Genomic DNA, 25892 nt, shown 5'->3' with positions numbered 1-25892 from the left:
GTTTCATGCATATTTCAGAAGGTGTATTATCGGCACCGGTGCTCATTGGTGGTGGAGCGTTGACAGCAGTCGGAACGGCGATCGGGCTCAAATCGCTCGATTACGATCGGATAATGATGGTCGCCATCCTCACTTCGAGTTTTTTTATCGCCTCGCTCATCCATGTACCGGCGGGACCAGCCAGTGTTCACCTGGTACTCAACGGGCTGCTCGGGCTACTGCTTGGCTGGGCCTGTTTTCCTGCCATCCTTGTGGCTTTGCTGCTTCAGGCTGTTTTTTTCCAGTTTGGCGGTATCACGGTAATTGGGGTCAACACCCTGAATATGGCTGCCTCAGCACTCCTTAGCTATTACCTTGTCAAACCCTGGCTGGCCAGACAAAAGACCCGGGCCATTGCCGGTTTTGTCGGCGGGTTCCTGGCCATCCTGCTGGCGGCTCTCATGATGGCCGCATCCCTGGGCCTTACAGATCAGGGGTATATAAAGGCGGCTATGATCTCTATCGGTGTTCACCTCCCCGTCATGGTAATAGAAGGTTTTGTCACCATGTTCGCCGTCTCGTTTATTGGCCGGGTACATCCCGATATCCTTGAAGGTATTAAAAAATGAAGAACCTTATCCTGCTCCTGATCCTGCTCCTTTTACCATTCACCGCCAGTGCACATAAAATCCGGGTATTTGCCTACGCAGAGGGAGATACCATTAAAGGTGAGACCAGTTTTAACGGCGGCAAAAAAGCCAGAAACATTGAAATTCTGGTAACGGACAACAAGACTGAGGAAACCATTCAGACAGTCCGGACTGATGACTCCGGAGAATTCTCCTTTCCCATATCAGGCGCCATGAAAGAGGCACAGCTCGATCTCCTCATCATCGCCAATGCGGGAGAAGGCCATCGTAACGAATGGTTACTGCAGGCTGCAGACTACCTTCCGGATGTAGCAGCAACAGATATTGCCCAACAACCTTTAGAGAGATCACAACCAACAACAACACCAGCAACAGGCACAACCGGCGTCGATGAAACAGTTTTAAAAAAGATCGTTGATCAATCCGTTGCAGAACAGCTTGGCCCCATCAAGCGTATGCTTATCGAGATGAATGACAAAAAGGTCTCGCTGCAGGATATCATCGGCGGAATAGGCTACATCATCGGGCTCGCCGGGCTGGCCGCAATTATGAAATCAAAAAAAGGAGACGCGTCATGAATTTGAAGACCATTGCCGCATCAGTTCTCGGCATCTTTGTAACTTTTCAATATAATCCTGCGGCTGCCCATTTCGGCATGGTGATTCCATCAGAAAACATCGTCACCCAGGCCAAAAAACAGGTCGAGGTGTCCCTCTCTTTTTCTCACCCATTTGAAATGGTTGGCATGGACCTGGTACAACCAAACAAATTTTATGTGAAAAGTGGTGATAAACAAACAGACCTGCTCGGGACACTGAAGCACACAAGCATCATGAATCATAAGGGCTGGCAGTCATCTTTTGCCGTTAAACGGCCAGGTGTCTATCAGTTCGTTATGGAACCGCAACCATACTGGGAAGAGGCGGAAGACCTCTCCATCATCCATTACACCAAGACCATCGTGGCCGCTTATGGAGACGACATGGGCTGGGATGAACCTGTTGGTTTACCAACGGAAATTATTCCCCTCACCCGCCCGTTCGGCAACTATGAAGGCAACAGCTTCTCCGGCCAGGTATTGATGAACGGTCAACCGGTTCCCCAGGCAGAAATCGAGGTTGAACTTTATAACACCGAATCATTTAAAGCCCCCAGCGATTATCACATAACCCAGGTCATCAAGGCCGACCGGAACGGGATATTCACCTTTGCCTGTCCGCAACCGGGCTGGTGGGGATTTTCCGCCTTAAACGAAGCGGATTACACCATAAAGAATCCCGCAGGTGAGGACAAAGGTGTTGAATTAGGTGCCGTATTATGGATTTACATGAACAGGTACAGTAAGTGAATTTCGAACGTTTCAGTGGCGGCAACAGCCTGCTCCACCGCCTCGACACCAGGGTCAAGCTGATCATCGCCATGATTCTGACCCTGGTTATCGCACTGAGTCAGGATATGCGTACGGCCGCAGCAGGACTGGTGATCAGCCTGTTGCTGGTCAGCCTTGGACGACTCGGCTTCAAACCGGTACTTCTTCGTCTGCTGGTGGTGAACAGTTTTACAGTCTTCCTCTGGTGCACCCTGCCGTTCACATACCCCGGTATCCCAATAATGACAATCGGCCCCTTGAGTGCCAGCGCAGAAGGTCTTCACATTGTCTCCCTGATCACCTTAAAGACCAACACCATCGTTCTTCTCTGTATCAGCTTATTGGCCACTTCACCCGTCTCAGACCTCGGCCACGCCATGACCAAACTGCGGATGCCGGTCAAACTCTGCCTGCTGCTGCTTTTCTCCTACCGCTATATTTTTGTCATTCATCAGGAATTCAGCCGTCTGAACCGGGCAGCAAAGCTGCGCTGTTTTTCACCGAAAACCAACCTGCATACCTACCGAACGGTCGGTTATATGTTTGGCATGACCCTTATAAAAAGCTGGCATCGTGGGGAAAGGGTCGCCCAGGCAATGATGCTCCGTGGGTTTAACGGCAGGTTTTACACTCTCAACGATTCAACTCTCACCATGACAGATATGTTGTTTGCGGTTACAATGGTTGTCGCTGCATTAGTTCTCGGCACCATTGAATTCCTCTAACCGTAAACGATAATGACAATACGCCCAATAGTTGAACTGCAGGACATAACATTTCGATTTTCCAATCGGACCGAACCGATACTCGATGGTTTCTCCCTGTCGTTCAAGGACCACCAACGTCTCGGCCTTATTGGCCCCAATGGCTGTGGCAAGACCACCCTGTTCCACATTATCATGGGGCTGCATACCCCGGAGTCGGGCTCACTGCTGTTCCGGGGCGTTCCCGTCGACTCAAAAGAACAGTTTCGGTTACTGCGCAGGGAAGTAGGCTTACTGTTTCAGGATGCTGACGACCAGCTTTTCTCCCCAACCGTCCTTGAAGATGTGGCATTCGGCCCACTCAACCTCGGCCTTTCCCCTGCCGAGGCCAGGAAAAAAGCACTTGAGACCCTTGAAAGCCTTGGCCTCGCTGACTTTTCAGAACGTATCACCCACCAGCTGTCCGGTGGAGAAAAGAAACTCGTTTCACTTGCCACCATCCTCGCCATGGATCCCAGGGCCCTTTTGCTGGACGAACCGACCAACAACCTGGACCCAAATACCCGGCATCAGCTCATCCACATCCTGCGCGACCTGGATCTGGCTTATATGATTATCTCCCATGACTGGGATTTCCTTTCCGATACCTGCAATGATGTCTACGCCATGAGCCACGGCAAGGTTAAACAGTGCGGCAAGGCCCACCTCCACAACCACAGCCACGCCCATCCGCACGGTGAACAGCCACATCAACACGGTCATGGGTAGCTGCCCAGGTTCCACACCCGTCAGACTCAACCACAATGTGCAGTCACTGGACATGACCAGCCTGATGTAATATAGTGAATTTTCACTTTTAATGTTCGGTTACCATGTATCTTCAGTAGAACCGACATCATTCACATTATCCCCCTAAACTGGTTACGGTCATGCGCTCGCTCTTGAAAAGTCTACTTCTCCTGGTCTTCATGCTATCCCTGCAGGGATACAGCCCTGATGCCACCGCCGCACAATCGGTGGACTGGAACGATACAATTCAAAAAGCACGGGGAAAAACTGTTGATTGGTACATGTGGGGAGGTTCCCCCGCCGTAAATGGTTATGTAAACGGCTACCTTGCCGGAGAGTTAAAAAAGCGGTACGACATAACCCTTCGTCAGGTGCCGGTCAAGGATATCGGGGAAATCGTCTCAAAACTCCTGGTCGAAAAACAGGCCGGAAAAAATGATGGGGGAAATGCCGACCTGCTCTGGATAAACGGTGAGAACTTCCGCACCTGTAAAAACCAGGCCCTGTTGTACGGTCCTTTTGCCAATCAATTGCCCAACTCACGCTATGTGAACTGGGAGAACTCCGCCGTTAAAAATGATTTCGGAACCCCGGTGGAATACCTGGAATCGCCCTGGGGCAGTGCTCAACTGGTGATGATTTACGATAGCGCCCGTTTCCAGGAAGTTCCTCGCTCAATCCCCACCCTGCTTGAATGGATTGAAACACATCCGGGAAGATTCACCTATCCCGCACCACCTGATTTTACGGGATCCGCCTTTCTACGGCAGATCTTCTACCAGCTCTCGGGTTCGCCACTTAAATGGCAGGAGGAATACAAGGAGCAGGAACTTGATGAGGCCTTACAAAAAACATATAACCGACTTGCCGGTTTAAAGAAGTCACTCTGGAGACAGGGAACAACCTATCCAGACTCCCCGGTCCGGTTGAACACACTTTTCGTCGATGGTGAGATCGACTTCTCATTTTCTTACAACCAGGGGGAAGCATCACGAAATATCCTGGACGGACTCTTTCCCGACACCGTCCGCACCTATGTGTTTGACGAAGGCACCCTTGCAAACACCCACTTTGTGGCCATCCCATTTAACGCCGGGGATAAGGCTGCAGCCATGGTTGTTGCTGACTTTTTACTCTCACCCGAGGCGCAGCTGGAAAAATCAAAACCGGAAGTCTGGGGTGATTTCCCTGCAATCAGCGCCTCCAGGCTGGAGCCTGCAATGCAACGTGAATTCGCGAACAGACCGCAGGGAATCGCAACTCTAGGCGATGCAGAACTTCAGGCCCACCAATTACCGGAACTGCCTTCATCCATCCTTACGCGCCTCGAAAAAGGCTGGCAACAACATGTATTAAAAGGCAGGTGATGCAAAGGTCCTCCCTCAGAGCGGCAGATTCCACCGCGCCGGGAAGGCAGACACCGGTTCGGAACCTGCTTGTTATGCTGCTTCCCGCATCCATTGTAATTGCTCTTCTTTTTGGCGGCGGCTTACTGCTCGGACTGTTCCAGGCCCTGGAACAGACTCCCGGTAACGGTTATGACAGCCTTAGCCCGAACATATTCATGAAGGTACTTCAGGATCCGGATTTTATCAGGAACCTGCTCCTTACCCTCTATATTTCTACGACTTCAACACTGCTGGCAGCTATTTTCAGTATACTGCTGGCGGTATCATTTTTACGATGGTCCGAAAACAGCCGGATACTCCTTTTTCTCCTGCAGATTCCCCTGGCCGTTCCCCATCTGGTGGTAGCCATCGCCATCCTTTTCCTGCTCTCCCCCACCGGATTTTTTTCCAGGCTATTGGTCTCAGCCGGTCTGGTTACGTCCCCAACCGCTTTCCCGCTGCTGGTGAACGATCCTCTCTGTTTTTCCATCATTCTGGTTTACATCTGGAAAGAAATTCCTTTCCTCACCTTCATGATCCTCTCAATTTTGAAAAACAGCGGCCCGGAGTTACTCGAAGCAGGGGCAACCCTCAAGGCCGGTATTCTGCAACGCTTTTTCTACATAACCCTCCCCCTGATCACTCCAGGGCTGGCCGGCGGCTGCCTCATTGTCTTTGCCTTCACGTTCGGTGCCTTCGAAGTCCCCTACCTGCTCGGACAGACATACCCAACGTCCCTGCCGGTGTGGGCCTATAAAAGTTACAGCGACATCGACCTCCTTGCCCGCCCCGAGGGTATTGCCATCGGTTTGATCATTGCGGCAATAGTCATCGGCACTGTCATCCTCGCCCAGACCTTGCTCCGGATAAACAGGAACCGTGGGGCACTCTCATGAAACCTGGCAAACTGATCCTCCTTACATCTGTCTTTGTTACAGTGGGCCTCCCGTTTATTCCGCTGCTGCTCTGGTCGTTCAGTGAAAAATGGTTTTACCCGGCCGCCCTTCCTCTCGACTACGGATTCCGCGCTTTCGATTATATTTTCAAGACGGCATCAAGCCAAATTTTGAGCGGGCTTGTGACCAGTGGCATGCTGGCGGCTGTTACGGCCATTGTTTCACTATTACTTGGCATACCTGCCGGCAGGGCCCTGGGCCTCTATAACTTCAGTGGCAAAAAACTGGTAACCCTGCTCTTTACCTTACCCATCATCGTCCCACCACTTTCTGTAGCCATGGGCCTACACCTCTGGTTCATCAAACTGAACCTGACCGAAACCTTCTGGGGAGTGGTTCTCATCCACCTTACCTTCTGCCTCCCCTATACTATTTTTGTCATATGGGGTGTTTTCACCGACTACGATCCGGAAATCGAGGAACAGGCTCTCTCCCTCGGCTGTAACAACTTCTCTCTCATAACGAAGGTTATGGTCCCCATGATACTGCCAGGTATTACTGTATCGGCACTTTTCACCTTCCTGCTCTCATGGTCGCAATATCTCTCTACCCTCATCATCGGCGGTGGTAAGATGCTGACCCTGCCTATCCTGCTCTTTTCCCTCATGGATAGTGGTGACCGGCCGGTGGCAGCAGCCGTCAGCTTGCTTTTTATTGTTCCGGTTTTTGTGGCACTTATGGCCAGCGCCCATACCCTCGGGCGGGCAGGCATAAAGGGGATACGCTGATGGGACACTTAAAACTGCATGATGTCTCTATCAGTTATAACGGCTTGGCCGTTGTAGAAAACCTGAATATGGAGATTTATGATGGGCAGATCAGCTCCATGCTGGGCCCGAGCGGTGCCGGTAAAACGACAATACTCAAAGCCATCGCCGGGCTCCTGCCAATACAATCCGGGGAGATATCGATCAATGACCGGGTGGTCACCAGGGTACCGGCTGAAAAACGGGATACTGTACTCATCTTCCAGAAACCTCTACTCTTTCCGCACCTGAACGTGGAACAGAATGTCGGTTTCGGTCTGAGGATGCAAAAAACAGACAAATCGATTGCCCTGAAGAAAATAGAAACCCTCATCGAGATCACGGGCCTGACAGGCCTGGAGCAGCGTAAAATCCACCAGCTCTCCGGAGGCCAGCAACAGCGGGTCGCCCTGGCCCGGGGCCTGGTTCTTGAACCATCCGTTCTGCTCCTCGATGAACCGCTCTCCAACCTGGATGCACAACTACGCCAGCAGATGCGCGAACTGATCATCAACGTCCAGGAGCAGACGGGCACCACCATGCTCTTTGTCACGCACGACCAGGGCGAAGCGCTGGCCATCAGCCACCGGATATGTTTGCTGCTTAACGGAACTCTCCGTCAGACCGGCACCCCGTCAGAGCTTTTCTACCATCCTTCCGATCAGGATGTTGCGCGCTTTTTCGGCTCAACAAATATCTTGAGAGGGGCTATTAAAAACGGCATCTTTGCCTGCCATAACATATCACTTCCGACACATATCAAGGACACCGGGGATGCCAAGGCGACCATCCGCCCGGAAGATATCTGCACCCATGACGAACCGGGCACAAACACCATAGGGGCTGAAATTATCTCAACCCGATTTGAAGGATCGACAACCGCTCTTGAAGTACAAACGCCCACATCTCATTTTACAGTCAGATGCTTTCGAACCGGTTACCGGACCGGTCAGCTCATCCACCTCAGCTTCCCCACCAACAAGATTCACATATTCCCCTGATCGTTTTACCGGAGGTCATTAAAGGGTCGATTTTTCTGCGGCAGCGATCACCTTGCTCACTGTCGTATAATGAACACCCAACAGATCGGCGATCTGTTTCAGAGTATACCCATGCTCGATATGGGCAGTGATAATGGCTTTATTCCTTTTTGGCTTATCAGCACGAATGAGTTTCGGAATGATTTTCCAAAGAGCGGGCCGTCCCAGGTGTTTCTGGTATTTCGGAAGATCTACGGGTTTCTCTCCCGCTTCAAGATACGCCTTAATCTCCACCGCAAATGTATCACTGCCAAAAGCGATCTGCCCCTTTACCCGTCTCCATGGTGCCGGTTCGTCCATTCCGTCCTCCACAAACCCTATATAAAGTTGTCTGGCCTTTTTTTTCTGGCGGGAAAACTGTTCTAACACCCATTCACTCGTTAAAAAATCGGGACAACCGCGTCCAAGGGCGAAGGACCGGTAGCTGCTCCACTCCCAGTCACCCGGGTGGTCGACAAGTCTTCCACGCACCGGATTCAGTACGATATACCTGCCTAATTCCAACAGGTGTGTATCTTTCTCGACAAGAATAGACTTGAAGCGCCCCTGGAACAAATGACCTGTCTTATCATGACTCCTGTTAAAATACTGGGTATAGATGCCGTTGAGTTGCCGCATCCCTAATGAAAGATTGGCGTCCGGGGTTTCGATGAGCAGATGAAAATGGTTATCCATCAGACAGTATCCGTGGCAGATCCAGTTATAGCGATGGACTGTACGACCCAATATTTCCAGGAAATAAATCCGGTCCTCATCCTGAAGATAAATGTCTTCTTTCCTGTTGCCGCGGGCCGCAAGGTGATAAAGCGCACCTGGATATTCTATTCGAAGTGGTCGTGCCATAATGAAGCTATTCTATCGCATATTCTTAATAATTCAAGACTTGACCCCATTTGAAATACCAGCTTCTGCATGCCATGAGAAATTCTGCCTATCAATTGTCAGGCTGGCCAATAAAGCAATAGGGGTCGACGGTAGTAAAAATATCATTGCCAAGGCCGTAGTTGACTGCAGGGCAACCACCACAGCAATGACGTATCCGACAGCCCTCACAACTGGCACTGCCGGTGCGATATTTCCCGGCCTGGACGCCTTCATAAATGGCAGACAGGCTCTTATCAAACAAATTCCCGATAAAGGAAGGGAACTTTCTGCATGCATGTACCTCACCGTCGGGCAATAGCGACACGAAATTAAATGCTGCACCACAACCGAAACCCGTGCAGCCGCCTGTCAGGGGTGCATTGTCCCTCTCCTGCAGGATATTAAAAAGGTTGTCTTTGCAGCCCATTATGGGATTATCGGCAGCCTTCTGCCGGTACTCCACCAAAAACGATTGATACTCCTTGAAAGGAACTGTCTTTAAGGCTGCACCTTCGCCCACTGAAGCCAGTCGGTTGAAATTGAACAAATCAACCTTATCCCGCAAACTCTCCGTCAACCGGAACACATCTCCCATATTATCCCTGGTAAGTGTCAGCATGACCATGCGATAAACACCAACCTCCTCTAATCGGTCGAGAAACGCCATGACCCTGTCAAAGTGGCCTTCTCCTCTGATATAATCGTTATGAGCAGCCAACCCCTCCAGGCTCACCTGGAAGTATTCCGGTCTTTGCATGGAAACAATTTCATCGAGACACTTGCCGGAAACAGGATTGCCAAGGATGGCCGTTAAAAAACCTCTTGTAACGGCCTGCCTGTACACCTCTTGGAAGTGTGGGTACAGTATGGGATTTCCGCCGGTAAAACTGACTTGCCCGCGCACGTGATTCTGCTCGCAAAACTCATACAACCGATCCAGCACAGACAAGGCCTGCTCAAGAGACATCTCTTCGCGTGTGCTTCTGTCATAACAGTGTTTACAGTGCAGATCACACTTCTGGGTCAGATGCCATTGAAGGGTAAACACCTCGGCCCGATTATACGGTTCGTCGACCTGCTCCTCCCTTCGCACCTCACTGATTCGGGTAATCCTTGAACTCGGCGAAAAAATGAGCCCCTTCCTCTTCGCCTCATATAAAATAGCGTCAATTTGGGAAACAGAGGTCTCCCCTTCTGCGGCCACCGCTCTTCTATCACGTTTCTCCGCGACAATTTTCAGTGCCAGCAAATCATGGCCGGTTGCCTGCTCAATCCGCAGCCCCTCTTCCCCTTGCTTTCTGTAAACCAGCACAATACCTTCTTGCTGCTTCGGCTCTACCATTGAACCGCCAAGAAGATCAGGCAATCCAGACCAGTTTACCTTGATGAGCTCGAGAACCGGATTGACTGTTAGTCGCTCGACTTCACCTATAAGCTCATCATGATCTAAGCCAATTCTGTATTTTGCCTGTTCAACAGCCGCGAGATCATTAATAAACGGAGCAGATTTCACTGGTAAAGGTTCCCCCCCATCCAACAGTCCTGTTTCGACTGACTCCGGCCAGATAAAATCATCGGGAAGAAAGGTTAGGGTAACTGGGTATATTTCTGATACGTTTTTTGTCATCGAGACATCATTGCCAGAGAACTGCCTGATAAGAGCATCTTTAGCTTTGAGTTCAAATAAAATGAGACCGATACCATTGATTACGGTAGCGGCCTCGTTGACTCATCCTGATTTTCAGCGTACGACCGTACGCTCTTTAACCGCCTCAACCACTTTTAGCAGGTTTTTTCGGAATAATTTTTTCCGCAGCTTGTTCTGCCTCAGTTTTGGCCTCTTCCACAGTCTCCTCAACTGCCTCTTTAGCCTTTTCCACTGCTTCGGTTGCCTGTTCTTCTGCAGCACTCACGGTGCTGCCATTTGAGCCACTTCCACCACTTGCCGCAGCCGGCTTTTTTACCTCAGCACTACCTGTGCTGGTATTCGCACCTCAGCCACTGCCGCTGCCCGTTGCGTGAGCCCCCGGTACGGAGATCCCTCCCGCACTGAGAAGCCCTGCAACCCCAAGTCCCGCCAATAATTTTTTCACATCTTTTTTCATTGGATCCTCCTCTTGAGGAAAACATGGACTATAGATCAGCCTTTCCGATAAAAAGGCTACCCAAGATAGGATATTTATATCAAACACATTGAGCCCCTGTCAATATGCTGTTTCGGGGTGCGCTTCTCCACTCTCCCCATAATCCAGCTATATCCCGGCAAAGAGGTCAATATCCTGCGGGTTTTCTCTGGCATCCTGAAAAAATGAACAATGAGTGAAGACAAATGTTAGAAACTCCTTACAATATAGCTGAAATGTACCCCACACATAAAACACATCATGGAGTGACGAATGAAAAATTCTCTATTCTCAGAATTCTCAATAGGTGACCTGCATCTTAAAAACAGAATAGCAATGGCCCCCATGACCAGGGGACGTGCCGGAGAAAGCCGGGTTGCAAACGAACTGATGGCAGAACATTATTTCCAGAGAGCGTCAGCAGGGCTTCTCATTACCGAGGCAACGGTTGTATCGGCACAAGGTAACGGTTGGGTAGGCTCCCCCGGTATTTACACAGAACAGATGATAGAAGGCTGGAAAAAAGTAACCCAAAAGCTGCAGCCAACAGGGACACCACTTTTTCTTCAGATGTGGCATTGCGGCAGGGCCTCTCACAGTGATTTTCATAACGGCGAGCTCCCTGTATCGGCATCTGCAGTAAAGCTGAACGGTGATCATATCCACACCCCTCTTGGTACAAAAGAGTATGAAACCCCGCGCCCCCTTACGGTTGATGAGATAAAAAACACGGTTGCCGACTACCGGCAGGCGGCAGTCAATGCCAAAGAGGCCGGATTTTCCGGTATTGAGGTGCATAGCGCCAACGGGTATTTGCTCAACCAGTTTCTCGATTCAAAAACCAACCACCGGGAAGACCAGTACGGTGGAACAGTAGAGAATAAATACCGTTTCCTAAGTGAAGTATTACGCGCGGTGTTAGAAGTATGGCCGTCTGAACGGGTCGCTGTCCGTCTTTCCCCAAACGGGGTCTTTAATGATATGGGCAGTAAGGATTTCAGGGAAACCTACCTGTATGTTGTTCAGGAACTGCAGAAACTGAATCTCGGCTATCTCCATGTTATGGACGGGCTTGCTTTTGGTTTTCATGAGCAGGGAGAGCCCATGACCCTGGCAGAGATAAGGGAGCATTATGACGGTACCATCATGGGCAACTGCGGATACACTAAACAGGATGCCGAAGAGCGTATTGCTGCAGGCCTTGCGGATATTGCGGCATTCGGCCGCCCGTATATAACCAACCCGGATCTTGTCGAGCGACTCCAAAACGATCATCCGCTCACACCCTATGACGACATGTCACTATGGTATACAGCGGATGCAAAAGGATACACGGATTATCCACCTTACAACAGCTAAACCGCTTGCCCCAAACCGGAGTTCCGCGCCTGTTGCCGGACAGGCAGCGGCACTCCGGTTAGACCGCTTTTTTCTCCCTTGCTTACGGCCTCCTGAAACAATGGAGTTGCGGCCTGGCTGTATCGAATATATAATGGATGCGTGGTTTACCATTCACATAAGGGTACCTTACACCGAAATTACCCGCGCCTCTCAGGAACTTCTCTTATGAGCCAGGAAGAATACAACTACAATCTGACCATTCCCCTCGACGATCTTGAGAAGGCCCTTCAGCTGCTCGACGAGGCCAAGGCAGCCAACCCCGGAATGCGAATCAGCAGAAAGCCCGACACCAGGACGAGTGCCCGCTTCTACCTCAGTTTCCCCTTCAAGGGCACGAGGACGGATTTAAATTTTAAGGACTGGATTACAGGACATCTCGCAGATGACTGGGACCTTTATGGCCCCAATTACGGGGTCTGGGGACTGTCCTGATTGATCATGAGCAGTGCACCGGACAGTGGGTAGAGGCAACTTGTGATCTTATCAATGGGCAAAATGGTAGTTGTGAGGTAGTTGAGGAAAATACAGCCTACAACGACCCACAACAGGTCGTCTTTCTTGAGGCATCAATCCCAAAGACTTTTTCTACAAGCAGTCCATACGTCTGGTAACCAGGTATCAGCAACCCGACACAGGTCAAAAAAAATGTCAAATCGAGATGGTGTAATGCAGTGGGCTGTGGTTGAAATGCATCACTCAACCTACATCCGGGATAGCCCGAATTTCTCATCATCTACAATTACACATCTGATGTTCATGGAATCGATACTTTAAAACGGACGGCCAAACATCATTTCCTGAGCAGAGCCCCTTAAAGACAAGTGGCCATGCCAAAGGTCATAAGGCAATATGCCCCCTTCATCTCTTAGCCAATTCATGGTACATAATGTGACGTCGTGAAAAAAGATATACCGGTTATCATCTCATTGCTAACTTATGATTTTTAAGGGTCACTTTTAACTATGTCTCTCCCTAATTCCACTATGTCTAATTATCGCCTGACCGTTTCCTATGATGGTCGGAATTATCTGGGGTGGCAGCGCCATGGAGATAAACCGACAGTTCAATACGCCCTTGAGCAGGCGGTGGAGCAAATCTTCAATATCCGTTCTGCAGTGAGAGGTTCAGGACGCACTGATCGCGGCGCACACGCAAATGGCCAGGTGGCGAGTGTCGAGCTGCCTGCAGACCTGCAGGTTGATGAGGTAAAGGAACAATTGAACGATCTGCTGGCCGAGACCGTCCGGGTGGTAGATGTGAGCCATGTCCCATTCGACTTTCATGCCTGTGACAGTGCCATCGGTAAACGCTACCGCTATTTAATCTGGAATAGCAAGAAACTGCCTTCAGAGCGCGATGGGCGGGTCTGGCACGTAAAAAGCCGCCTTGATGTTGAAGCGATGATCAATGCCTGCTCTGTTTTTGAAGGCCAACACGACTTCGCCTCTTTTGCCACCCGCCCGAACTTCAAGCAGAAGACGACCACCCGTACCGTGAGCCGGGCCGTTATGAGTCATGATTTACCCCTCATTACTTTTGATATCTGTGCAGACGGATTTCTCTATAAGATGGTTCGCAATATTGTACGGGCTATCGTCAAGGTTGGAGAAGGGCGTTACACACGCGATGATCTTTGCCGCATTCTCGAGATGAAAGATCGCAAGGCAGCACCGGGTACAGCTCCGGCATCAGGACTGTATCTTGAAAAAGTGTATTACAAAGAAGAAGAAATGATCGAAGACGCCACAGGGGCTACTTTCCAATGAGCAAATTTGAACATCAACGTCATAAACCCGGCTCCAACCTGACCAGGCCGCGTGAGATCATTGTCGCCTGTGCACCAATGAGAAGTAATGTAAATGTCTCAAGTATTGCCCGTACTGCCAGCGCCTGTGCGATAGAGCGCCTTGTTTTAACAGGTAATCCCAGCCTTATCTCAAAAATTGCCCGCGATGGCGAAACAGAGCTGGATATATCAACGCACCGGTCCTTGCTCCCTGTACTGAAAAGATTAAAAGATAGCGGATACAGGCTGGTAGGGCTTGAACAGACAACCAATTCTGAAAGCATGCATAGCTATCATTTTTCGCGACGCACTGCACTTGTCATAGGCAACGAACGCACCGGATTGACGTCAGACATTCTCGATGTACTTGATGATGCCGTAGAGATTCCGGTATATGGCCTCCCCCACAGTTTCAACGCGGCTACTGCCACCAGCATGGCATTGTATGAATATTGCCGGCAGTTTCCTCAAGGGTAAAATCTATAATATTGGTAATGCTATTATCATTGCAGAGCGAGCCCCCCTTCCCTTTCCAGGCCTCTTGGTTTTCACAGTACTGATTTCCACCAGCTTCCCGTACCAAACGAGACAGCTGTTTAGATTTCATATATCAAAAGTATTGTAGATTTTCTCATGAAATGTTGGGGCTAATCGTTTTCATCCCGTCAGTGTGTTCATTGAAATGTGAACACATTGCTCTTAAAGTTTTAGTTATGATACCCTGAAATCATGAACGACACATTCAGGAGCGTGTCGGAGAGACTATAAAAATCAGTAGAGGCCTTCTCCTATGACAATATATTTTGACCCAGAAGGCACAGTTGCCGGGCTTGAGAAGTGTTTAAGACAGGCATCTGAACACGAACACGTTTCCGGACTGCTTGTCCTGTGCTGTGATGCCAACCTGTTCACAGCAGAAAAAATAGACTCGATATTGCAAGCCACCACTCACCCACTTGCCGGTGGCATTTTTCCATACATCATTTATAAACAACAATTGTGCACACAGGGAACCATGGTTGTCGGTCTTCAGGATGTGGTAACAGTTCAGACCATTTCAGAATTGAGTGACCCCGATGTCGACTATGAGCAACTCCTTATTCAAAAAATGCCGGACAGCAGCAAGGTACGGACGCTTATTCTCTTTGTTGATGGTTTCTCCACTCGCATCTCACCATTTATTGAGTGTCTTTTCAATGTGTTCGGCCTCGACTTCAATTACGTTGGTGGTGGTGCAGGCTCGCTTTCCCTTAAACAGCAACCGTGTATTCTTTATAATTCCGGCTTAATACAAGACGGCGCAGTACTTCTGTTTCTGGAAACTGAAAGCGGTGTAGGTGTCTGCCATGGCTGGCAGGAACTGTCAGGACCCTATCAGGTAACCGAGGCGAGCAATAATATCATCCATACTATCGAGTGGCAGCCAGCCTTTGACTTTTACAGGAGCGTGCTGTTAGAAAAGACCAACTCCAGGATTAACCGGGATGCCTTTTATGCAACGGCAAAAAACTATCCATTTGGAATTGCACGTTTAAGTGGAGAACAAATCGTCCGGGACCCATATCTGGTAGAAACTGACGGGTCTCTGGTCTGTGTCGGTGAAATACCTGAAGGCGCGTTTTTCTCCATCATGAGAGCAGATGCGGACAATCTTATTCAGGCAGCTGCAGACTCACTCAAACTCAGCCTGGAGGCATTACCCAGCGGGAAATCAGAGGGATTACGATTATTTGTTGACTGTGTCTCCCGTGCAGTTGTTCTTAAAGATCAGTTTCAACGAGAAATCGATGCCGTCTACAGTACTGCCCTCCCACTGATCGGTATATGCTCCATTGCGGAAATTGCCAACAGCGGAACGGAATATCTTGAACTCTACAATCGAACCGCCGTCATGGCGGTACTCGCCCGAAAATGAATCAAAAAGCGATTGAAATACAGATCTATTTTGAGATCGCCATGGCCATTGGCACCAGTCTTGATTTGCAGGAAATGCTGAAAAAAGCCTTATCAGCCTATCTGCGTAAATTAAGCTGCGCCACGGGAGCAATACTTCAGTTGGAAGAAACTGATGGGTACTATCAGTACGCCCCCAGCTACTGTATCCCTCGGAATACTCTGCAAAACCCTGTGTACAGATCAATTTTCGGACAGCTGCCAAAGAAATTCGACCAAAAAGAATTATATGGTTTTATTCATAGTCTGCCACTCCAGGGTACAGTAAATGAAAAACTCCATTTTCACATCATGGAACTGCCTGACTTTGGCGCGCTCCTTCTCGTCAAAAATGGACAGGCCCTCGACCTGAAAGTTGTTAACTCACTTCGCCAATTGAACAGAAAGCTCGCAGACTCGTGCCGCTCCTGCCTTCAGAACAATACTATATCCATAATTAACAAAGAGTTAAGCGAGGAAGTAGAGCAACGGAAAAGGGCAGAAACACAATTGAAATTTTTCCTGGATGATCTCGAACAACAGGTTATGGAAAGAACCAGTGCCCTGCAGGAAAGTGAGCAGAGATACAGGGCTATATTCGATAACATTCAGGATATCTTTTTTTCTCTGTCACTTGACGGCCGCATCAATGAGATCAGTCCATCTATTGAGACTACCTTAAACTATTCCCGCTCACACCTTCTGGGCCGCTCCCTGACTTCTCTTGGATTTTCCCGCAACGAGACTTCAACATTTATCAATCAAATCAAGAGAACCGGAAGCTTAAAGGACTTTGCGTTTACCATCCGTGCAAACAACAGGCTGCGCCACCACTTTTCCATCAACGCCACTCTCACTGGAGGTGATGGAGATCATCCTTTACAGATTATCGGCTCACTCAGAGATATAACGCAACAATACCAAGCTGAGCAGGCCAAGAAAAAGCTGGAAGAACAGCTGCACAACTCGAAAAAGATGGAGGCACTAGGCTTGCTCGCAGGAGGAGTGGCACACGACCTTAATAACGTCCTCTCCGGGATCGTCAGTTACCCTGATCTGCTACTCACAATGATTGATAAGGAAAGTCACCTTGCGGTTCCATTGAAAACCATTAGGGACTCGGGTAGAAAGGCTGCTGCCATTGTCCAGGACCTCCTGACTATGGCACGAAGGGGAGTCATCCAGAAAGATATTATAAACCTGAACCGAATAATTACTGAATATCTCACCTCCCCAGAATTTGAAAAGTTACAGGAAAACCATGGAAAAATCTCTATAGATACAGACCTGCAGGACGAACTCCTTAACCTTGCAGGCTCTCCCTTACATATCAAAAACGCTCTCATGAATCTGGTCTTAAATAGTGTTGAGGCTGCGGCAAACCATATTGTGATTACCACGGAGAACATCTACTTCGAGGATAGCGTCATTGATTTAAAAATACCGGAAGGTGACTATGTAAGCCTTAAAGTTACTGATAATGGTTCCGGTATCTCCAAAGAAGACCAGCAGCGGGTTTTTGAACCGTTTTACACCAAAAAAGTTATGGGTAAAAGTGGCACTGGTCTTGGCATGTCTGTTGTGTGGGGAACAATACAGGACCACAATGGTCACATTGTGATTGAAAGTGAGCCTGGTGGAAACACGACCTTCCAACTGATCTTCCCCGGCAGTCGAGAAGATTATACCAAGCATGAAATAGGTGAGGGAATCGCTGAGTATCAGGGGAAAGGTGAGTCCGTCCTGGTAGTAGACGATTGTGAAAATCAGCGTAAAATTGCCATGGCCATACTTCAGGCACTCAATTATACAGTCCAGACAGCTGCAAGCGGAGAAGAAGCAATTCAAATATTGCAAACAACATCACAGTCACCGGACATAATACTTCTCGATATGATTATGGAAAGAGGCATGGATGGACTTGCCACCTTCGAATCCATATTGCAGCATTTTCCAGACCAGAAAGTTATCCTGGTAAGCGGATACTCTGAAACCAAACGTGTCCAGGAAGCACTGCGTTTAGGCGCGTTACTCTATATTCGTAAACCATACCTCATGAACACAATCAGTTCTGCTCTCCGGCAGTGTCTTCCAAACTGAGACACGTCTATATCCTGCAGGACGACGGATTCCCTTGTGAAGAAGAGGCCTTTAGGAGTATATCTTCATAAGAAATCAAACAAAATAGAATAGTGGAGACACAAGGTATGCAGCGTTTTTTCTTTATTATCGGCAGTCTTCTTGCCGGCCTGTCAGTAGCAATTGGCGCCGCAACCGGCCACGAAACAAGCAGTCTCGGCGAGTTAGCTCACGTCTGGGTGGCCAAGGCAACACGCTACCAATTTTATCACAGCCTGGCCCTCATAGCAGTCGCCATTTCTCTTGATGTCTGGCAGGGGCAACGGAAAGTACTGGCTGTTGCAGGGTGCTGTTTTATCGGTGGAATATTCTGCTTTTCCGGAAGTCTTTATTTCATGGCGTTTAGTGGTATTTCAGCGGGTTATATTACCCCACTGGGAGGGGTATTTTTTCTCACGGGATGGCTGGCAATGGTAGTAGCGGGATCCAAACTCGCTCCCCCCTCCACCACCCTCACCAACTGAGACGACTTTCTTTTGTATTTACGTCACGTATGATATGGTAAGCACGGGTATTTTGCGAATCGAGACGTGGATATTTCAAAGCCACAGGTTGAAGTGCAGGATATATCTCCTCAGAGAGGGTACTATTATGGTTACTGGAAAGTCCTCGTATATCGTATAAAACATGACTGAATACACAGAAAAAAAATGCCCGGAATGTGGCCAGCGATTACGTATCCCAAAACATATCGGGGGGATGCTTATGTCGTGCCCTTCATGCGGCAAAAAGTTTCATTCCGACTTCAAGCTCGGAGGTGCCAGACAAAGCGCTGCACCTCCGGGGCTATTCACAACTATCTTCGAGCTGCCATACAAAATCATGAGCCGCATAGCTCATTTTTTTCTCCCAAAATAGTTTCCAATTATACACCTTGGATTCGTTAATCACTTTTATCCCCCGACCAGAATAGGCATGCTCAGGCAAACTTCTCCCTGCCCACTTTAAACAAAATAGACAAAAATATGTTGATCAGGTTTCTGGACGAGTTTTTTATGGCGTCAAGTGCCTGTCAAATGGCGCGAAAGGCCAATACATTTCATCGTAAATGACCGATAATGATACAAGAGTGTTGATATGGCAGACAGCACCCCACCGGTGCAGGCCTCACAGTTGAGAGTGCTGTGAGAGAGGAAGGCAGAGTCTATACAGGCTCTGCCTTCTTTCTTCCTGGTCGTTTGCAGGGTAGGGCTTCGTAAATCTAGCAGGAACTACCCATTAACTATCTTCCTCAGTTTTCCGGAAGACTTAAAAGTCACTATTCTTCGTGATTCAAGGATAAGATCATCACCAGTCTGAGGATTACGACCACGGCGGGGCTTTTTGTCCTGAATAGAAAATTTGCCAAATCCGCTTAATAAGAGCTTATTCCCATCAATCAGTGCATCCTTTGCAAGCCTGAGTAAAGACTCCACAGCTTCGGTCGCTTGTCTTTGGGTTAAATTTTCGTGCTTTCTGTAGACAGCCTCAATAAGAACCGCTTTTGTCAATTTCATGATACAACCGCTCCATATTTATTAAATTATCCGAACGATAAACGTTAAGGGAGCATAGCAGCGATATGGTCCATTGTTCTAGTAAATATTCGGTAAACAAAGAAGGCCAATGCATCGAAAGGACTCATCAATTGTTCATTCAGCAAGGATCTGGAGCGTTTTTATATCGGTATATTCGGGACTCCATTCATGTTTATCCGGATGCAAGAGAACCTGAGTGGTTTCCGCAATGGCTGACACAAAACAGGCCATCTCCCTTCTACCCGTGTCCGGGAGTTCCTTATCATATCCGTCAAGAAGCAGAACAGGGGGGCGGGACCACAGAATTTCAGCCAGGAAGCAAACCAACCTGATGTACATCAGGCGGTTATCTAGCGGGCTCTTCACCTTCGTGGAATAGCCGTGCGAAAAGCTCTCTTCCTCAAACATCAACATCATTCCGGACATTCTATATATCTCTCTTGAAGCAATCTCCTGAATTCTGCTGTTCAGTCGATCAAGTATTTCCCTGGTTGGCTGAACAAGATGAAACCGTTTGTAAATACGATTCAGCAACAGGACTATTGGATCTTTTCCAGACTGGTCCGCATCTGCTAAATCAGCATATTTATACACTTTCCTGAGGAGTAGCTCTGGTCCTATATAAACAATCGGGGGAAGATATTCCTTTACGAACCGGTTAGCGAGTTTAAAGCGTTCATGCAAATTAACTTCGTGTATACACTCCCGAAAAAGGTTGTAATGTTCACCAGTCCACTGCTGCGAATGCCTTACCAGCCATTCCCTACATTTTCGGGCCAGTGGGCCCTTGATCCTGTCAGCCTGCCTGCAACTCTCGATAAACGCATCACTTGTCGAACTCGCTGAGCCGACATTGTCATTAAGCTCACCTCTTAAGACACGTATCCTATCGGAAATATCACTCCATCTTGCGGATGCTGAAATTTCGACAAAAGAGACCCAACGACTGTAATCAAGTCGTCTCCCCATCTCGATCCTATCTGTTTCAATAAGTGACTCATCAAGCAGGGACAGTGCCTTTACGAGCTCCGGATTGGATGAAAAAACTGCGGTAACTGCAGTCTTTTTTTCACGAACCACCTGCCGGCGATAATACCCTTGCTGCCAGGTTTGGGGGTGATCGGCAAAAGGGTTTATCCGTTCTATCTCATAAAGAGGGTTCAGAGCCTCCAACCCTTTCAGGATTTGGCTAATGACTCCCTTCCGAGGACCGGTGAGAAGAGTTATTTTTCGCCCGGGCTTGAACCATCCTGAATCCTCTACTTCTTTGAGACATCTTACCTTTGCCTGGAGTAATTGCATTGCTATGATTTAGAATGCGATTCTTGAGCTAAACGTACTCAAAACACATTACTGTGTTGATGATTTAATAATGATTGAATTTATCATATAAAATGTCTGATTCGGAAACTAATTTTGTATCATTTGAGTCATTATAAAAGTGCCTACATTGATTCTCTATAAGAAGTTCGACGGTGGCACTATCTATATCTTTGATTTCAGCACTTTTAAACAATGATATTGTCTGGCAGAAATTTTGTGCCTTTTTAGTTTGTAATGTTAAACCCTTAGATATGTTGTCTCTTGAAATGTCTGGAATTTTATCACGATCTTTTTTTCCAATGGTGTATACACCAACTACTGAATCGATTACCTTTTCGGTGATTTTTTCTTAAAGAATCAATCCTATATCCATAGGTATCCTTATGCTGATTGATTTAATATTTATTGTTGATCTTTGACTGCTGACGCCGCTGCTCAGCCGCCTTTGCCCGCCCTTCACAGCGGGCAACCAACTTGACCGACAGCACAAAACCTTGAATTCGCAACCAACTCAACAACGGCACGCGGGCAAATGTCGGTTGCAGCAGCATTGTTAACGCCCGATCGTCCTGTTGTCTCGATCCTCTTACCTGTTCACCCCTTGATTCATAGCATATCACCCAAACCAGAATGGGTATTGTCACGTCGATTCGTCGATGTACCGTCTCAAGCTTCTCAGTCTCGTTTCCAGGCTTCTTTGCCCCACAGGGGGAGGGACTGAAAGGCATAATCAGGATGGTCTATTCCCTCAGTTCGATCTCCTCTGACCAGAGTTGTATCCCATAGGAGCTCAATATCTGCGCCAGTTCCCCGTTTTTTCGTAATGTGACAAGCCCTACCTCCACCATTCTGGCAAACTCCTGAGCCTGGGGATGTTTTGGAGAAAACCCCGGAGTGTTATGAAACACTGGTGAGGTGTGTCCCGCAATCTCGACCTGCTCAGTCTCTCTCATGCTATTCAACTGATAGAACGCCGTAAAATTCGCCTCAAGGAGGACATTTATCCGATCAGCCAGCAACTTGAGCAGATTGCGTTTGAAGGAATTTTCTCCAGTGATAAACTGGACAGCAGGATCTTCAGCCGTTGCAAGATAGGCATCAATGTCTTCATTCATCGTTGAATAGCCCAGTACAAAGCCGAGGCGGATGGGTTTCAGTGATTCCAATCCCTGATACCTCCACGAATTTCCGGCTCTCACCAAAAAGACACCTCTTTGGGGGGCGATGGTTCGCTTCGGAAGGATTAAGTCCGACATATGAGGGGATCCCCCAAGAAGAACACCATCTTGATACTCACCATCATTCACCAAAGCGACGAGTCTGGCATAGGGCACAAACTTAATCTCAAATGCATAGCCTGCTGGTTCAAAAATCCGCGTAAGGATATCCACGACAAAACCTTCTCTACCATCTGCCTGCTCCGGATCACACACCAGTGGGCAATAATAGGGACTGAGCATGTGGAGCGTTTCGGCATACGCCTGATGCCAACTCAGACAGCACACCATCATCAGACTCGTGATCATCAGTTTCTTTCGCATCATGGCATTCTTCCTCCTGTTCGACGATGACATGCCATGAAGACAACAGAGACCATTACAGAGGCTCTTTTCTCCTAATCATGTTCATCGATTCGTTGTACTGTTATAAGATAATACCATATAAGTACCTGGACAGAATTATTGCCATATTTTTGACTATTCGACTCCGCTCAATATGACCGTCACACTGAACGGAGTCGAAGTGTGCAAATTTATTCTTGAAAAACTCTATAGACATGACGCCCGATCAAAATCATCATCTCCGGTAACAACAGGTCTTGTTAACGCGTATCACCCGCGTTAACGCCCTGCTTCAGCAGCGCGAACCCGCCCTTATGCGAGAGCAACCACGCCGACATCACCACAAGACAGTGACGACGGGCAATTTCCGTAACATCGCCACTCGGGCACTCTTCAGGTGCAAGGCGATTGTTAACCCTATTCGTCCGGTATGCCCTGAATACACGCCTGTAACCGTCTCGATTCGTTGAGTGGCGCCCTGAACGGCATGCCTGATGTCACCTCACACAGGTTTGCAAGTTATTATCTGGTTTCCTTATAGCTCCAAAACGTTGGAAATTCTGCTCATGTAAAATCAAGTAGTTATCTCGTTTTCTGCTTTATATCCTGAAAATATTACAGAGTATCGAGTTAACCGGATAACACACATATAACTTCCTCTTATAATCATATGCAAAAAGTGTGGCCGCGAGGTTGGATGCAAGATAGCACCGCACTATCTTTCACGATGCCTAACAAAAACAAGCTAAAATCGAGCTGCCATTTGACATCTTGAAGGGGGGTCGTAACCGCTGGACACGACATGTAATACCGAAAATGAATCAAATCATATAAGTTTTGATTCTTAAAAAGGACATGAAAAAGGCCGGAAAAGTGGTCTTTACCGGCCTGATACATCTTATTTTAATCACTTTGGGCTATACCGTGTCACGCTCGATTATGCCGTGTTATCGGTCAAGATTGATTTCGAAAAGCACGTAGTTGTTTTTCTATTACCTCATACAATTCGTTAGTTTTATACCCGTATTTTCCTGCATCAATATACTTTTCAAAATACTCTTCAGGTTTGATACCAGTCGATCCATATTTATAGATTTGGACAACAATTTCATCTCCATTTGAGTTGCTTCGAACAATGACATCTTTAATTTCTTTCCAAAATATTGTCTTGCATTGTCCCTTTGGAGCTAAAGATAAAAATTGAATTCCAAGTTTATTAATTTCAATGCGTTGTTCCTTTGGAATTGCAATCAAGAGGAATATAAAAACTCCCAATAAAACAATCCCAAGAGGGATATATAAGATTGTTTGATGAGGATGTTGGACGATAAAAATAAGTAAAATTGTCAATATGGCAGTTAACGCTATGGCTATACCGGTATGCTTATTCATGCCTGCGGAATTTTTTACACCCTTTTCCATCGTTCCTTTTTTTAATTTCCTTGCGTTCCCGTTGTAATAAAGATTGGTGAACTGGTCGGCTAATGACAGACCGCCTTGGTTGAGATGCTGGTTTGTGTCGATCAGCCCTGGCATTAAGGTTTTTCCATTGCCTTCAATAACCTCTGCTCCTTCCGGAGCTTTCTTATCTTCGGTGATTTGTTTATCCTTCCACCAAAACACTCCATGTCCTTATGGAGTGTTTTGGTTTTTCCGTCAAAGATATTCACATTGCTCATGAGCACCTGCGTCGGCGACTGTTGCAGGCGTGAATTGATATATCCTCTGCCTACCCGGTTATTTGTCGAATACCGATCCGGAGAGGTCGAACTCGTCGACCGCCCCGTCGCCGCGAATAAAGATCCGGTGGTTGAAACGCACGTAGTTGAGTGCGCCAGACGGATCTTTGAGCAATTCGCCAAGAGCTCCCTTATTCGGCCCTTCGGTGATGATAAACCAGCCCTCGGCTGTGTTCTCCAAATTCGCAGGTGCGGGATCCGCTCCCTTGGTCAATGCGGAAAACTGGACAAACACATATTTGTCGCCCTCTTTCCGGATCTCGATGTTTTGGGAATTACCCTTGAAGACGCCGACGAAGGGGTCGAGCACAGACGGATCAACGCCCGCTGCGACCGGAGAGTTGGCCTCGATTTTCGTGAAGGCTTTGACCATTGCGTTCGCAACTTTCTTGTAGGCCTCAGCTCCGCGATCGCTGTGGACCAAAACCACCACGGCAAAGTCGTGATCCGGGATCAGCTGCAGAAAAGAACGAGTGCCGGGCCAATTCCCGCCGTGGCTGGGGCTAATGACCCCGTCGTAGTCGTGGACGAACCATGTCAGTCCGGTAAAGTCGCCGGTCTCAGCCTCGACTGCCGGAGCGTGGGCATAGTCCAGTGCTTCTTCCGACAGCAGCTGGTTCCCGGAGGCGTCCTTGCCGTCCAGCTGAAAGCGGGCGTATTTCAGCATGTCGGTAACCGTAGACCGGATTGCGCCGGAGGCTGCGGACTCCCTAATCAACGGAATGTAGTACGGCTTGAGATCACTGATCTTGCCTTCCCCGTAGATCGGCGGATGACCCCATGCGTAATTTTCAGCCGGAGGGGTGGCGTCGTAATTAAAGGATGACGCATCCATGCCGAGCGGGGCGAACAGGTTCTCTTCGATCAGGGTCTCGATCGGCTTTCCGCCGACATGCGACACCACATGGGTAGCGAAGGTGATACTGGTGTTGTTGTACATCCAGGTTTGATCGAACGGATAGATCTGCTGGATGTAAGCCCCCTGGAGCATGACCTTCTCGGATATCGATCCACCCGGAGGAACGGGCAAGAACCCATGGTCGCCATACCAGCCAGCGCGATGGTGGAACAGGTCGACGACCCGCGCTTTCGAAGTCGCCTCGGGATCCGCGACCCTGAACCACGGCAGGAGGTCGACGACACGCGCGTTCAAATCCAGAATGCCCTGTTCGGACTGCTGCATGGCCACCGTCGAAAGGAAGGTTTTTGTCACAGAGCCAATTTGAAATTGCGTATCAGGGGTAACGGCCTCGTCGGTGCCTACCTTGGTGACACCGAGGCCGGCGCTGTAGGCGTTGGGTCCATGGGTGACACCGACAGCAAGCCCCGGGATGCGCAGTTCCTTGATCAGTTCAGCAGCTTCGGCGACGACCGCATCAAAGGTCGCTTGGCCCTTCTCCTTTGTCATGAACTGTTGGTTTTTCTGTGCAAGCGCCGGTTGTACTGAAGCAAATGACGCGACTATCACCATAAAAAATAGTGCTATGCTTCTTTTCATCGTTCTTCTCCTTTTTAATAATTGTGTTTATCAAATTTGAGTTTCTAACTATCTATTTTATCGGGCTTTCCATTAATGAACTATAACCAAATGCAACGTTATTTTTTGTCGCTGCCTATATGTCTGAATTCGTCTAGAAATAGAGCGACTGCTGACTTAACATTACCAAAGATCAGATAATTTCGGCAACTGATCTGCGAGGTTAACATTGCCAAGCCGAAGGTAACAATTCTGTATTTTCCCTTCAACTTGAGGTTATTCCTGTTTATTTACAAAAAACCACCAGCAGAGCGTCCTGCCCCTCAAATCGAAGATAAACAGGAACTATATAAAATTTCACATATTCTTAAATGGTTGACATTGCCAGCTCAAGTCTCTTCAAGTGCG

At 48.3% G+C, this 25892-nt stretch carries 27 protein-coding genes; 18 read left to right on the top strand and 9 right to left on the bottom strand.

Annotated elements, in window-relative coordinates; translation table 11 throughout:
* The first annotated feature begins 5 nt into the window (after positions 1–5).
* The 9 genes from cbiM (at position 6) to GA520_RS01040 (ending at position 7582) form a co-directional block, all read left to right on the top strand.
* Positions 6–608: a cobalt transporter CbiM gene (gene cbiM / locus GA520_RS01080; protein ID WP_163337181.1), complete on the top strand. Its 603-nt coding sequence runs from the start codon at positions 6–8 to the stop codon at positions 606–608.
* On the top strand, positions 605–1207 hold the full coding sequence (locus tag GA520_RS01075) for a hypothetical protein (RefSeq protein WP_163337180.1): 603 nt from the start codon (positions 605–607) through the stop codon (positions 1205–1207). Before cbiM ends, GA520_RS01075 begins: the two co-directional genes overlap by 4 nt.
* On the top strand, positions 1204–1977 hold the full coding sequence (locus GA520_RS01070) for a DUF4198 domain-containing protein (protein ID WP_163337179.1): 774 nt from the start codon (positions 1204–1206) through the stop codon (positions 1975–1977). Before GA520_RS01075 ends, GA520_RS01070 begins: the two co-directional genes overlap by 4 nt.
* Positions 1974–2723, top strand: coding sequence for a cobalt ECF transporter T component CbiQ (gene cbiQ / locus GA520_RS01065; protein WP_163337178.1), 750 nt, complete (start codon positions 1974–1976; stop codon positions 2721–2723). Before GA520_RS01070 ends, cbiQ begins: the two co-directional genes overlap by 4 nt.
* Positions 2724–2735: 12 nt before the next feature.
* Positions 2736–3470: an energy-coupling factor ABC transporter ATP-binding protein gene (locus GA520_RS01060; protein ID WP_163337177.1), complete on the top strand. Its 735-nt coding sequence runs from the start codon at positions 2736–2738 to the stop codon at positions 3468–3470.
* 161 nt (positions 3471–3631) lie between these two features.
* On the top strand, positions 3632–4858 hold the full coding sequence (locus tag GA520_RS01055; RefSeq protein WP_163337176.1) for an ABC transporter substrate-binding protein: 1227 nt from the start codon (positions 3632–3634) through the stop codon (positions 4856–4858).
* Complete coding sequence (locus GA520_RS01050; RefSeq protein WP_163337175.1) at positions 4858–5775, top strand: ABC transporter permease; 918 nt, start codon at positions 4858–4860, stop codon at positions 5773–5775. The genes GA520_RS01055 and GA520_RS01050 overlap by 1 nt, the downstream gene beginning before the upstream one ends.
* On the top strand, positions 5772–6563 hold the full coding sequence (locus GA520_RS01045; RefSeq protein WP_163337174.1) for an ABC transporter permease: 792 nt from the start codon (positions 5772–5774) through the stop codon (positions 6561–6563). Before GA520_RS01050 ends, GA520_RS01045 begins: the two co-directional genes overlap by 4 nt.
* On the top strand, positions 6563–7582 hold the full coding sequence (locus tag GA520_RS01040; RefSeq protein ID WP_163337173.1) for an ABC transporter ATP-binding protein: 1020 nt from the start codon (positions 6563–6565) through the stop codon (positions 7580–7582). Before GA520_RS01045 ends, GA520_RS01040 begins: the two co-directional genes overlap by 1 nt.
* Positions 7583–7600: 18 nt before the next feature.
* On the opposite strand, the gene GA520_RS01035 is transcribed toward GA520_RS01040, so the two are convergent.
* From GA520_RS01035 to sbtA, 3 genes are all read right to left on the bottom strand, one after another.
* Positions 7601–8464: a transposase gene (locus GA520_RS01035; RefSeq protein ID WP_163337172.1), complete on the bottom strand. Its 864-nt coding sequence runs from the start codon at positions 8462–8464 to the stop codon at positions 7601–7603.
* Between the two features lie 91 nt (positions 8465–8555).
* Positions 8556–10112 (bottom strand): thio(seleno)oxazole modification radical SAM maturase SbtM, encoded by a 1557-nt coding sequence (gene sbtM / locus GA520_RS01030; protein WP_163337171.1) that lies wholly within the window; start codon positions 10110–10112, stop codon positions 8556–8558.
* A 145-nt stretch (positions 10113–10257) separates the two neighbouring features.
* A complete protein-coding gene (gene sbtA / locus GA520_RS01025; protein WP_163337170.1) occupies positions 10258–10590 on the bottom strand; it encodes an SbtA family thio(seleno)oxazole RiPP natural product precursor in 333 nt (110 codons plus the stop codon).
* Between the two features lie 291 nt (positions 10591–10881).
* On the opposite strand from sbtA, the gene GA520_RS01020 reads away from it, so the two are divergent.
* From GA520_RS01020 to GA520_RS27005, 8 genes are all read left to right on the top strand, one after another.
* Positions 10882–11967, top strand: coding sequence for an alkene reductase (locus tag GA520_RS01020; RefSeq protein ID WP_163337169.1), 1086 nt, complete (start codon positions 10882–10884; stop codon positions 11965–11967).
* Between the two features lie 207 nt (positions 11968–12174).
* A complete protein-coding gene (locus GA520_RS01015) occupies positions 12175–12441 on the top strand; it encodes a hypothetical protein (protein ID WP_163337168.1) in 267 nt (88 codons plus the stop codon).
* A 551-nt stretch (positions 12442–12992) separates the two neighbouring features.
* Entirely contained in the window at positions 12993–13775 is a 783-nt protein-coding gene (truA, locus tag GA520_RS01010) for a tRNA pseudouridine(38-40) synthase TruA (protein WP_163337167.1), read from the top strand.
* A complete protein-coding gene (locus GA520_RS01005) occupies positions 13772–14272 on the top strand; it encodes an RNA methyltransferase (RefSeq protein ID WP_205749222.1) in 501 nt (166 codons plus the stop codon). The genes truA and GA520_RS01005 overlap by 4 nt, the downstream gene beginning before the upstream one ends.
* 313 nt (positions 14273–14585) lie before the next feature.
* Positions 14586–15710 carry an FIST signal transduction protein gene (locus tag GA520_RS01000; RefSeq protein ID WP_163337166.1) on the top strand — a complete coding sequence of 375 codons (1125 nt, stop codon included), beginning with the start codon at positions 14586–14588 and terminating at the stop codon, positions 15708–15710.
* Positions 15707–17827: a PAS domain-containing sensor histidine kinase gene (locus GA520_RS00995; protein WP_163337165.1), complete on the top strand. Its 2121-nt coding sequence runs from the start codon at positions 15707–15709 to the stop codon at positions 17825–17827. The genes GA520_RS01000 and GA520_RS00995 overlap by 4 nt, the downstream gene beginning before the upstream one ends.
* Positions 17828–17934: 107 nt before the next feature.
* The gene (locus GA520_RS00990) at positions 17935–18330 is read left to right on the top strand and encodes a DUF423 domain-containing protein (RefSeq protein WP_163337164.1); all 396 of its coding nucleotides are present in this window, start codon (positions 17935–17937) and stop codon (positions 18328–18330) included.
* Positions 18331–18493: 163 nt separating this feature from the next.
* Positions 18494–18724, top strand: a complete 231-nt coding sequence (locus GA520_RS27005) for a zinc ribbon domain-containing protein (RefSeq protein ID WP_163337163.1) — start codon at positions 18494–18496, stop codon at positions 18722–18724.
* A 353-nt stretch (positions 18725–19077) separates the two neighbouring features.
* On the opposite strand, the gene GA520_RS00985 is transcribed toward GA520_RS27005, so the two are convergent.
* The 4 genes from GA520_RS00985 to GA520_RS00970 all read right to left on the bottom strand — a co-directional run bounded on the left by GA520_RS00985 (position 19078) and on the right by GA520_RS00970 (position 22250).
* Positions 19078–19362, bottom strand: coding sequence for an integration host factor subunit alpha (locus GA520_RS00985; protein WP_163337162.1), 285 nt, complete (start codon positions 19360–19362; stop codon positions 19078–19080).
* Positions 19363–19497: 135 nt separating this feature from the next.
* On the bottom strand, positions 19498–20685 hold the full coding sequence (locus tag GA520_RS00980; RefSeq protein WP_163337161.1) for a hypothetical protein: 1188 nt from the start codon (positions 20683–20685) through the stop codon (positions 19498–19500).
* A 416-nt stretch (positions 20686–21101) separates the two neighbouring features.
* Positions 21102–21434: a hypothetical protein gene (locus tag GA520_RS00975; RefSeq protein WP_163337160.1), complete on the bottom strand. Its 333-nt coding sequence runs from the start codon at positions 21432–21434 to the stop codon at positions 21102–21104.
* A gap of 12 nt (positions 21435–21446) precedes the next feature.
* A complete protein-coding gene (locus GA520_RS00970; RefSeq protein WP_163337159.1) occupies positions 21447–22250 on the bottom strand; it encodes an ABC transporter substrate-binding protein in 804 nt (267 codons plus the stop codon).
* A 275-nt stretch (positions 22251–22525) separates the two neighbouring features.
* Between GA520_RS00970 and GA520_RS00965 the strand changes: the two genes are divergently transcribed.
* The gene (locus GA520_RS00965; protein WP_163337158.1) at positions 22526–22738 is read left to right on the top strand and encodes a hypothetical protein; all 213 of its coding nucleotides are present in this window, start codon (positions 22526–22528) and stop codon (positions 22736–22738) included.
* 484 nt (positions 22739–23222) lie between these two features.
* Here the strand turns inward: GA520_RS00965 and GA520_RS00960 are convergent, their stop codons facing one another.
* Together GA520_RS00960 and GA520_RS00955 are read right to left on the bottom strand one after the other, a co-directional pair.
* Complete coding sequence (locus GA520_RS00960) at positions 23223–23891, bottom strand: hypothetical protein (RefSeq protein WP_163336946.1); 669 nt, start codon at positions 23889–23891, stop codon at positions 23223–23225.
* Between the two features lie 114 nt (positions 23892–24005).
* Positions 24006–25505 carry a serine hydrolase gene (locus GA520_RS00955; RefSeq protein WP_163337157.1) on the bottom strand — a complete coding sequence of 500 codons (1500 nt, stop codon included), beginning with the start codon at positions 25503–25505 and terminating at the stop codon, positions 24006–24008.
* Between the last annotated feature and the right edge of the window lie 387 nt (positions 25506–25892).

The sequence above is a fragment of the Desulfopila sp. IMCC35008 genome, from assembly GCF_010646885.2.
Lineage (GTDB): Bacteria > Desulfobacterota > Desulfobulbia > Desulfobulbales > Desulfocapsaceae > Desulfopila.
The sequence above is the reverse complement of the archived record's forward strand: the minus strand, read 5'-3'. Positions and strand labels throughout refer to the sequence as shown.

What these genes read in the sequence shown, in the direction of transcription:
- GA520_RS01000 (WP_163337166.1), top strand. Translation starts at nt 14,586, where the DNA reads ATGACAATATATTTTGACCCAGAAGGCACAGTTGCCGGGCTTGAGAAG.
- GA520_RS00975 (WP_163337160.1), bottom strand. Translation starts at nt 21,434, where the DNA reads ATGCCTTTCAGTCCCTCCCCCTGTGGGGCAAAGAAGCCTGGAAACGAG.
- GA520_RS01035 (WP_163337172.1), bottom strand. Translation starts at nt 8,464, where the DNA reads ATGGCACGACCACTTCGAATAGAATATCCAGGTGCGCTTTATCACCTT.
- GA520_RS01045 (WP_163337174.1), top strand. Translation starts at nt 5,772, where the DNA reads ATGAAACCTGGCAAACTGATCCTCCTTACATCTGTCTTTGTTACAGTG.
- truA (WP_163337167.1), top strand. Translation starts at nt 12,993, where the DNA reads ATGTCTAATTATCGCCTGACCGTTTCCTATGATGGTCGGAATTATCTG.
- GA520_RS00990 (WP_163337164.1), top strand. Translation starts at nt 17,935, where the DNA reads ATGCAGCGTTTTTTCTTTATTATCGGCAGTCTTCTTGCCGGCCTGTCA.
- GA520_RS01055 (WP_163337176.1), top strand. Translation starts at nt 3,632, where the DNA reads ATGCGCTCGCTCTTGAAAAGTCTACTTCTCCTGGTCTTCATGCTATCC.
- GA520_RS01070 (WP_163337179.1), top strand. Translation starts at nt 1,204, where the DNA reads ATGAATTTGAAGACCATTGCCGCATCAGTTCTCGGCATCTTTGTAACT.
- GA520_RS01060 (WP_163337177.1), top strand. Translation starts at nt 2,736, where the DNA reads ATGACAATACGCCCAATAGTTGAACTGCAGGACATAACATTTCGATTT.
- GA520_RS00955 (WP_163337157.1), bottom strand. Translation starts at nt 25,505, where the DNA reads ATGAAAAGAAGCATAGCACTATTTTTTATGGTGATAGTCGCGTCATTT.
- GA520_RS00985 (WP_163337162.1), bottom strand. Translation starts at nt 19,362, where the DNA reads ATGAAATTGACAAAAGCGGTTCTTATTGAGGCTGTCTACAGAAAGCAC.
- GA520_RS00970 (WP_163337159.1), bottom strand. Translation starts at nt 22,250, where the DNA reads ATGATGCGAAAGAAACTGATGATCACGAGTCTGATGATGGTGTGCTGT.
- GA520_RS01005 (WP_205749222.1), top strand. Translation starts at nt 13,772, where the DNA reads ATGAGCAAATTTGAACATCAACGTCATAAACCCGGCTCCAACCTGACC.
- GA520_RS01015 (WP_163337168.1), top strand. Translation starts at nt 12,175, where the DNA reads ATGAGCCAGGAAGAATACAACTACAATCTGACCATTCCCCTCGACGAT.
- cbiM (WP_163337181.1), top strand. Translation starts at nt 6, where the DNA reads ATGCATATTTCAGAAGGTGTATTATCGGCACCGGTGCTCATTGGTGGT.
- GA520_RS01075 (WP_163337180.1), top strand. Translation starts at nt 605, where the DNA reads ATGAAGAACCTTATCCTGCTCCTGATCCTGCTCCTTTTACCATTCACC.
- sbtM (WP_163337171.1), bottom strand. Translation starts at nt 10,112, where the DNA reads ATGACAAAAAACGTATCAGAAATATACCCAGTTACCCTAACCTTTCTT.
- GA520_RS00995 (WP_163337165.1), top strand. Translation starts at nt 15,707, where the DNA reads ATGAATCAAAAAGCGATTGAAATACAGATCTATTTTGAGATCGCCATG.
- GA520_RS01050 (WP_163337175.1), top strand. Translation starts at nt 4,858, where the DNA reads ATGCAAAGGTCCTCCCTCAGAGCGGCAGATTCCACCGCGCCGGGAAGG.
- GA520_RS27005 (WP_163337163.1), top strand. Translation starts at nt 18,494, where the DNA reads ATGACTGAATACACAGAAAAAAAATGCCCGGAATGTGGCCAGCGATTA.
- GA520_RS01020 (WP_163337169.1), top strand. Translation starts at nt 10,882, where the DNA reads ATGAAAAATTCTCTATTCTCAGAATTCTCAATAGGTGACCTGCATCTT.
- GA520_RS01040 (WP_163337173.1), top strand. Translation starts at nt 6,563, where the DNA reads ATGGGACACTTAAAACTGCATGATGTCTCTATCAGTTATAACGGCTTG.
- GA520_RS00980 (WP_163337161.1), bottom strand. Translation starts at nt 20,685, where the DNA reads ATGCAATTACTCCAGGCAAAGGTAAGATGTCTCAAAGAAGTAGAGGAT.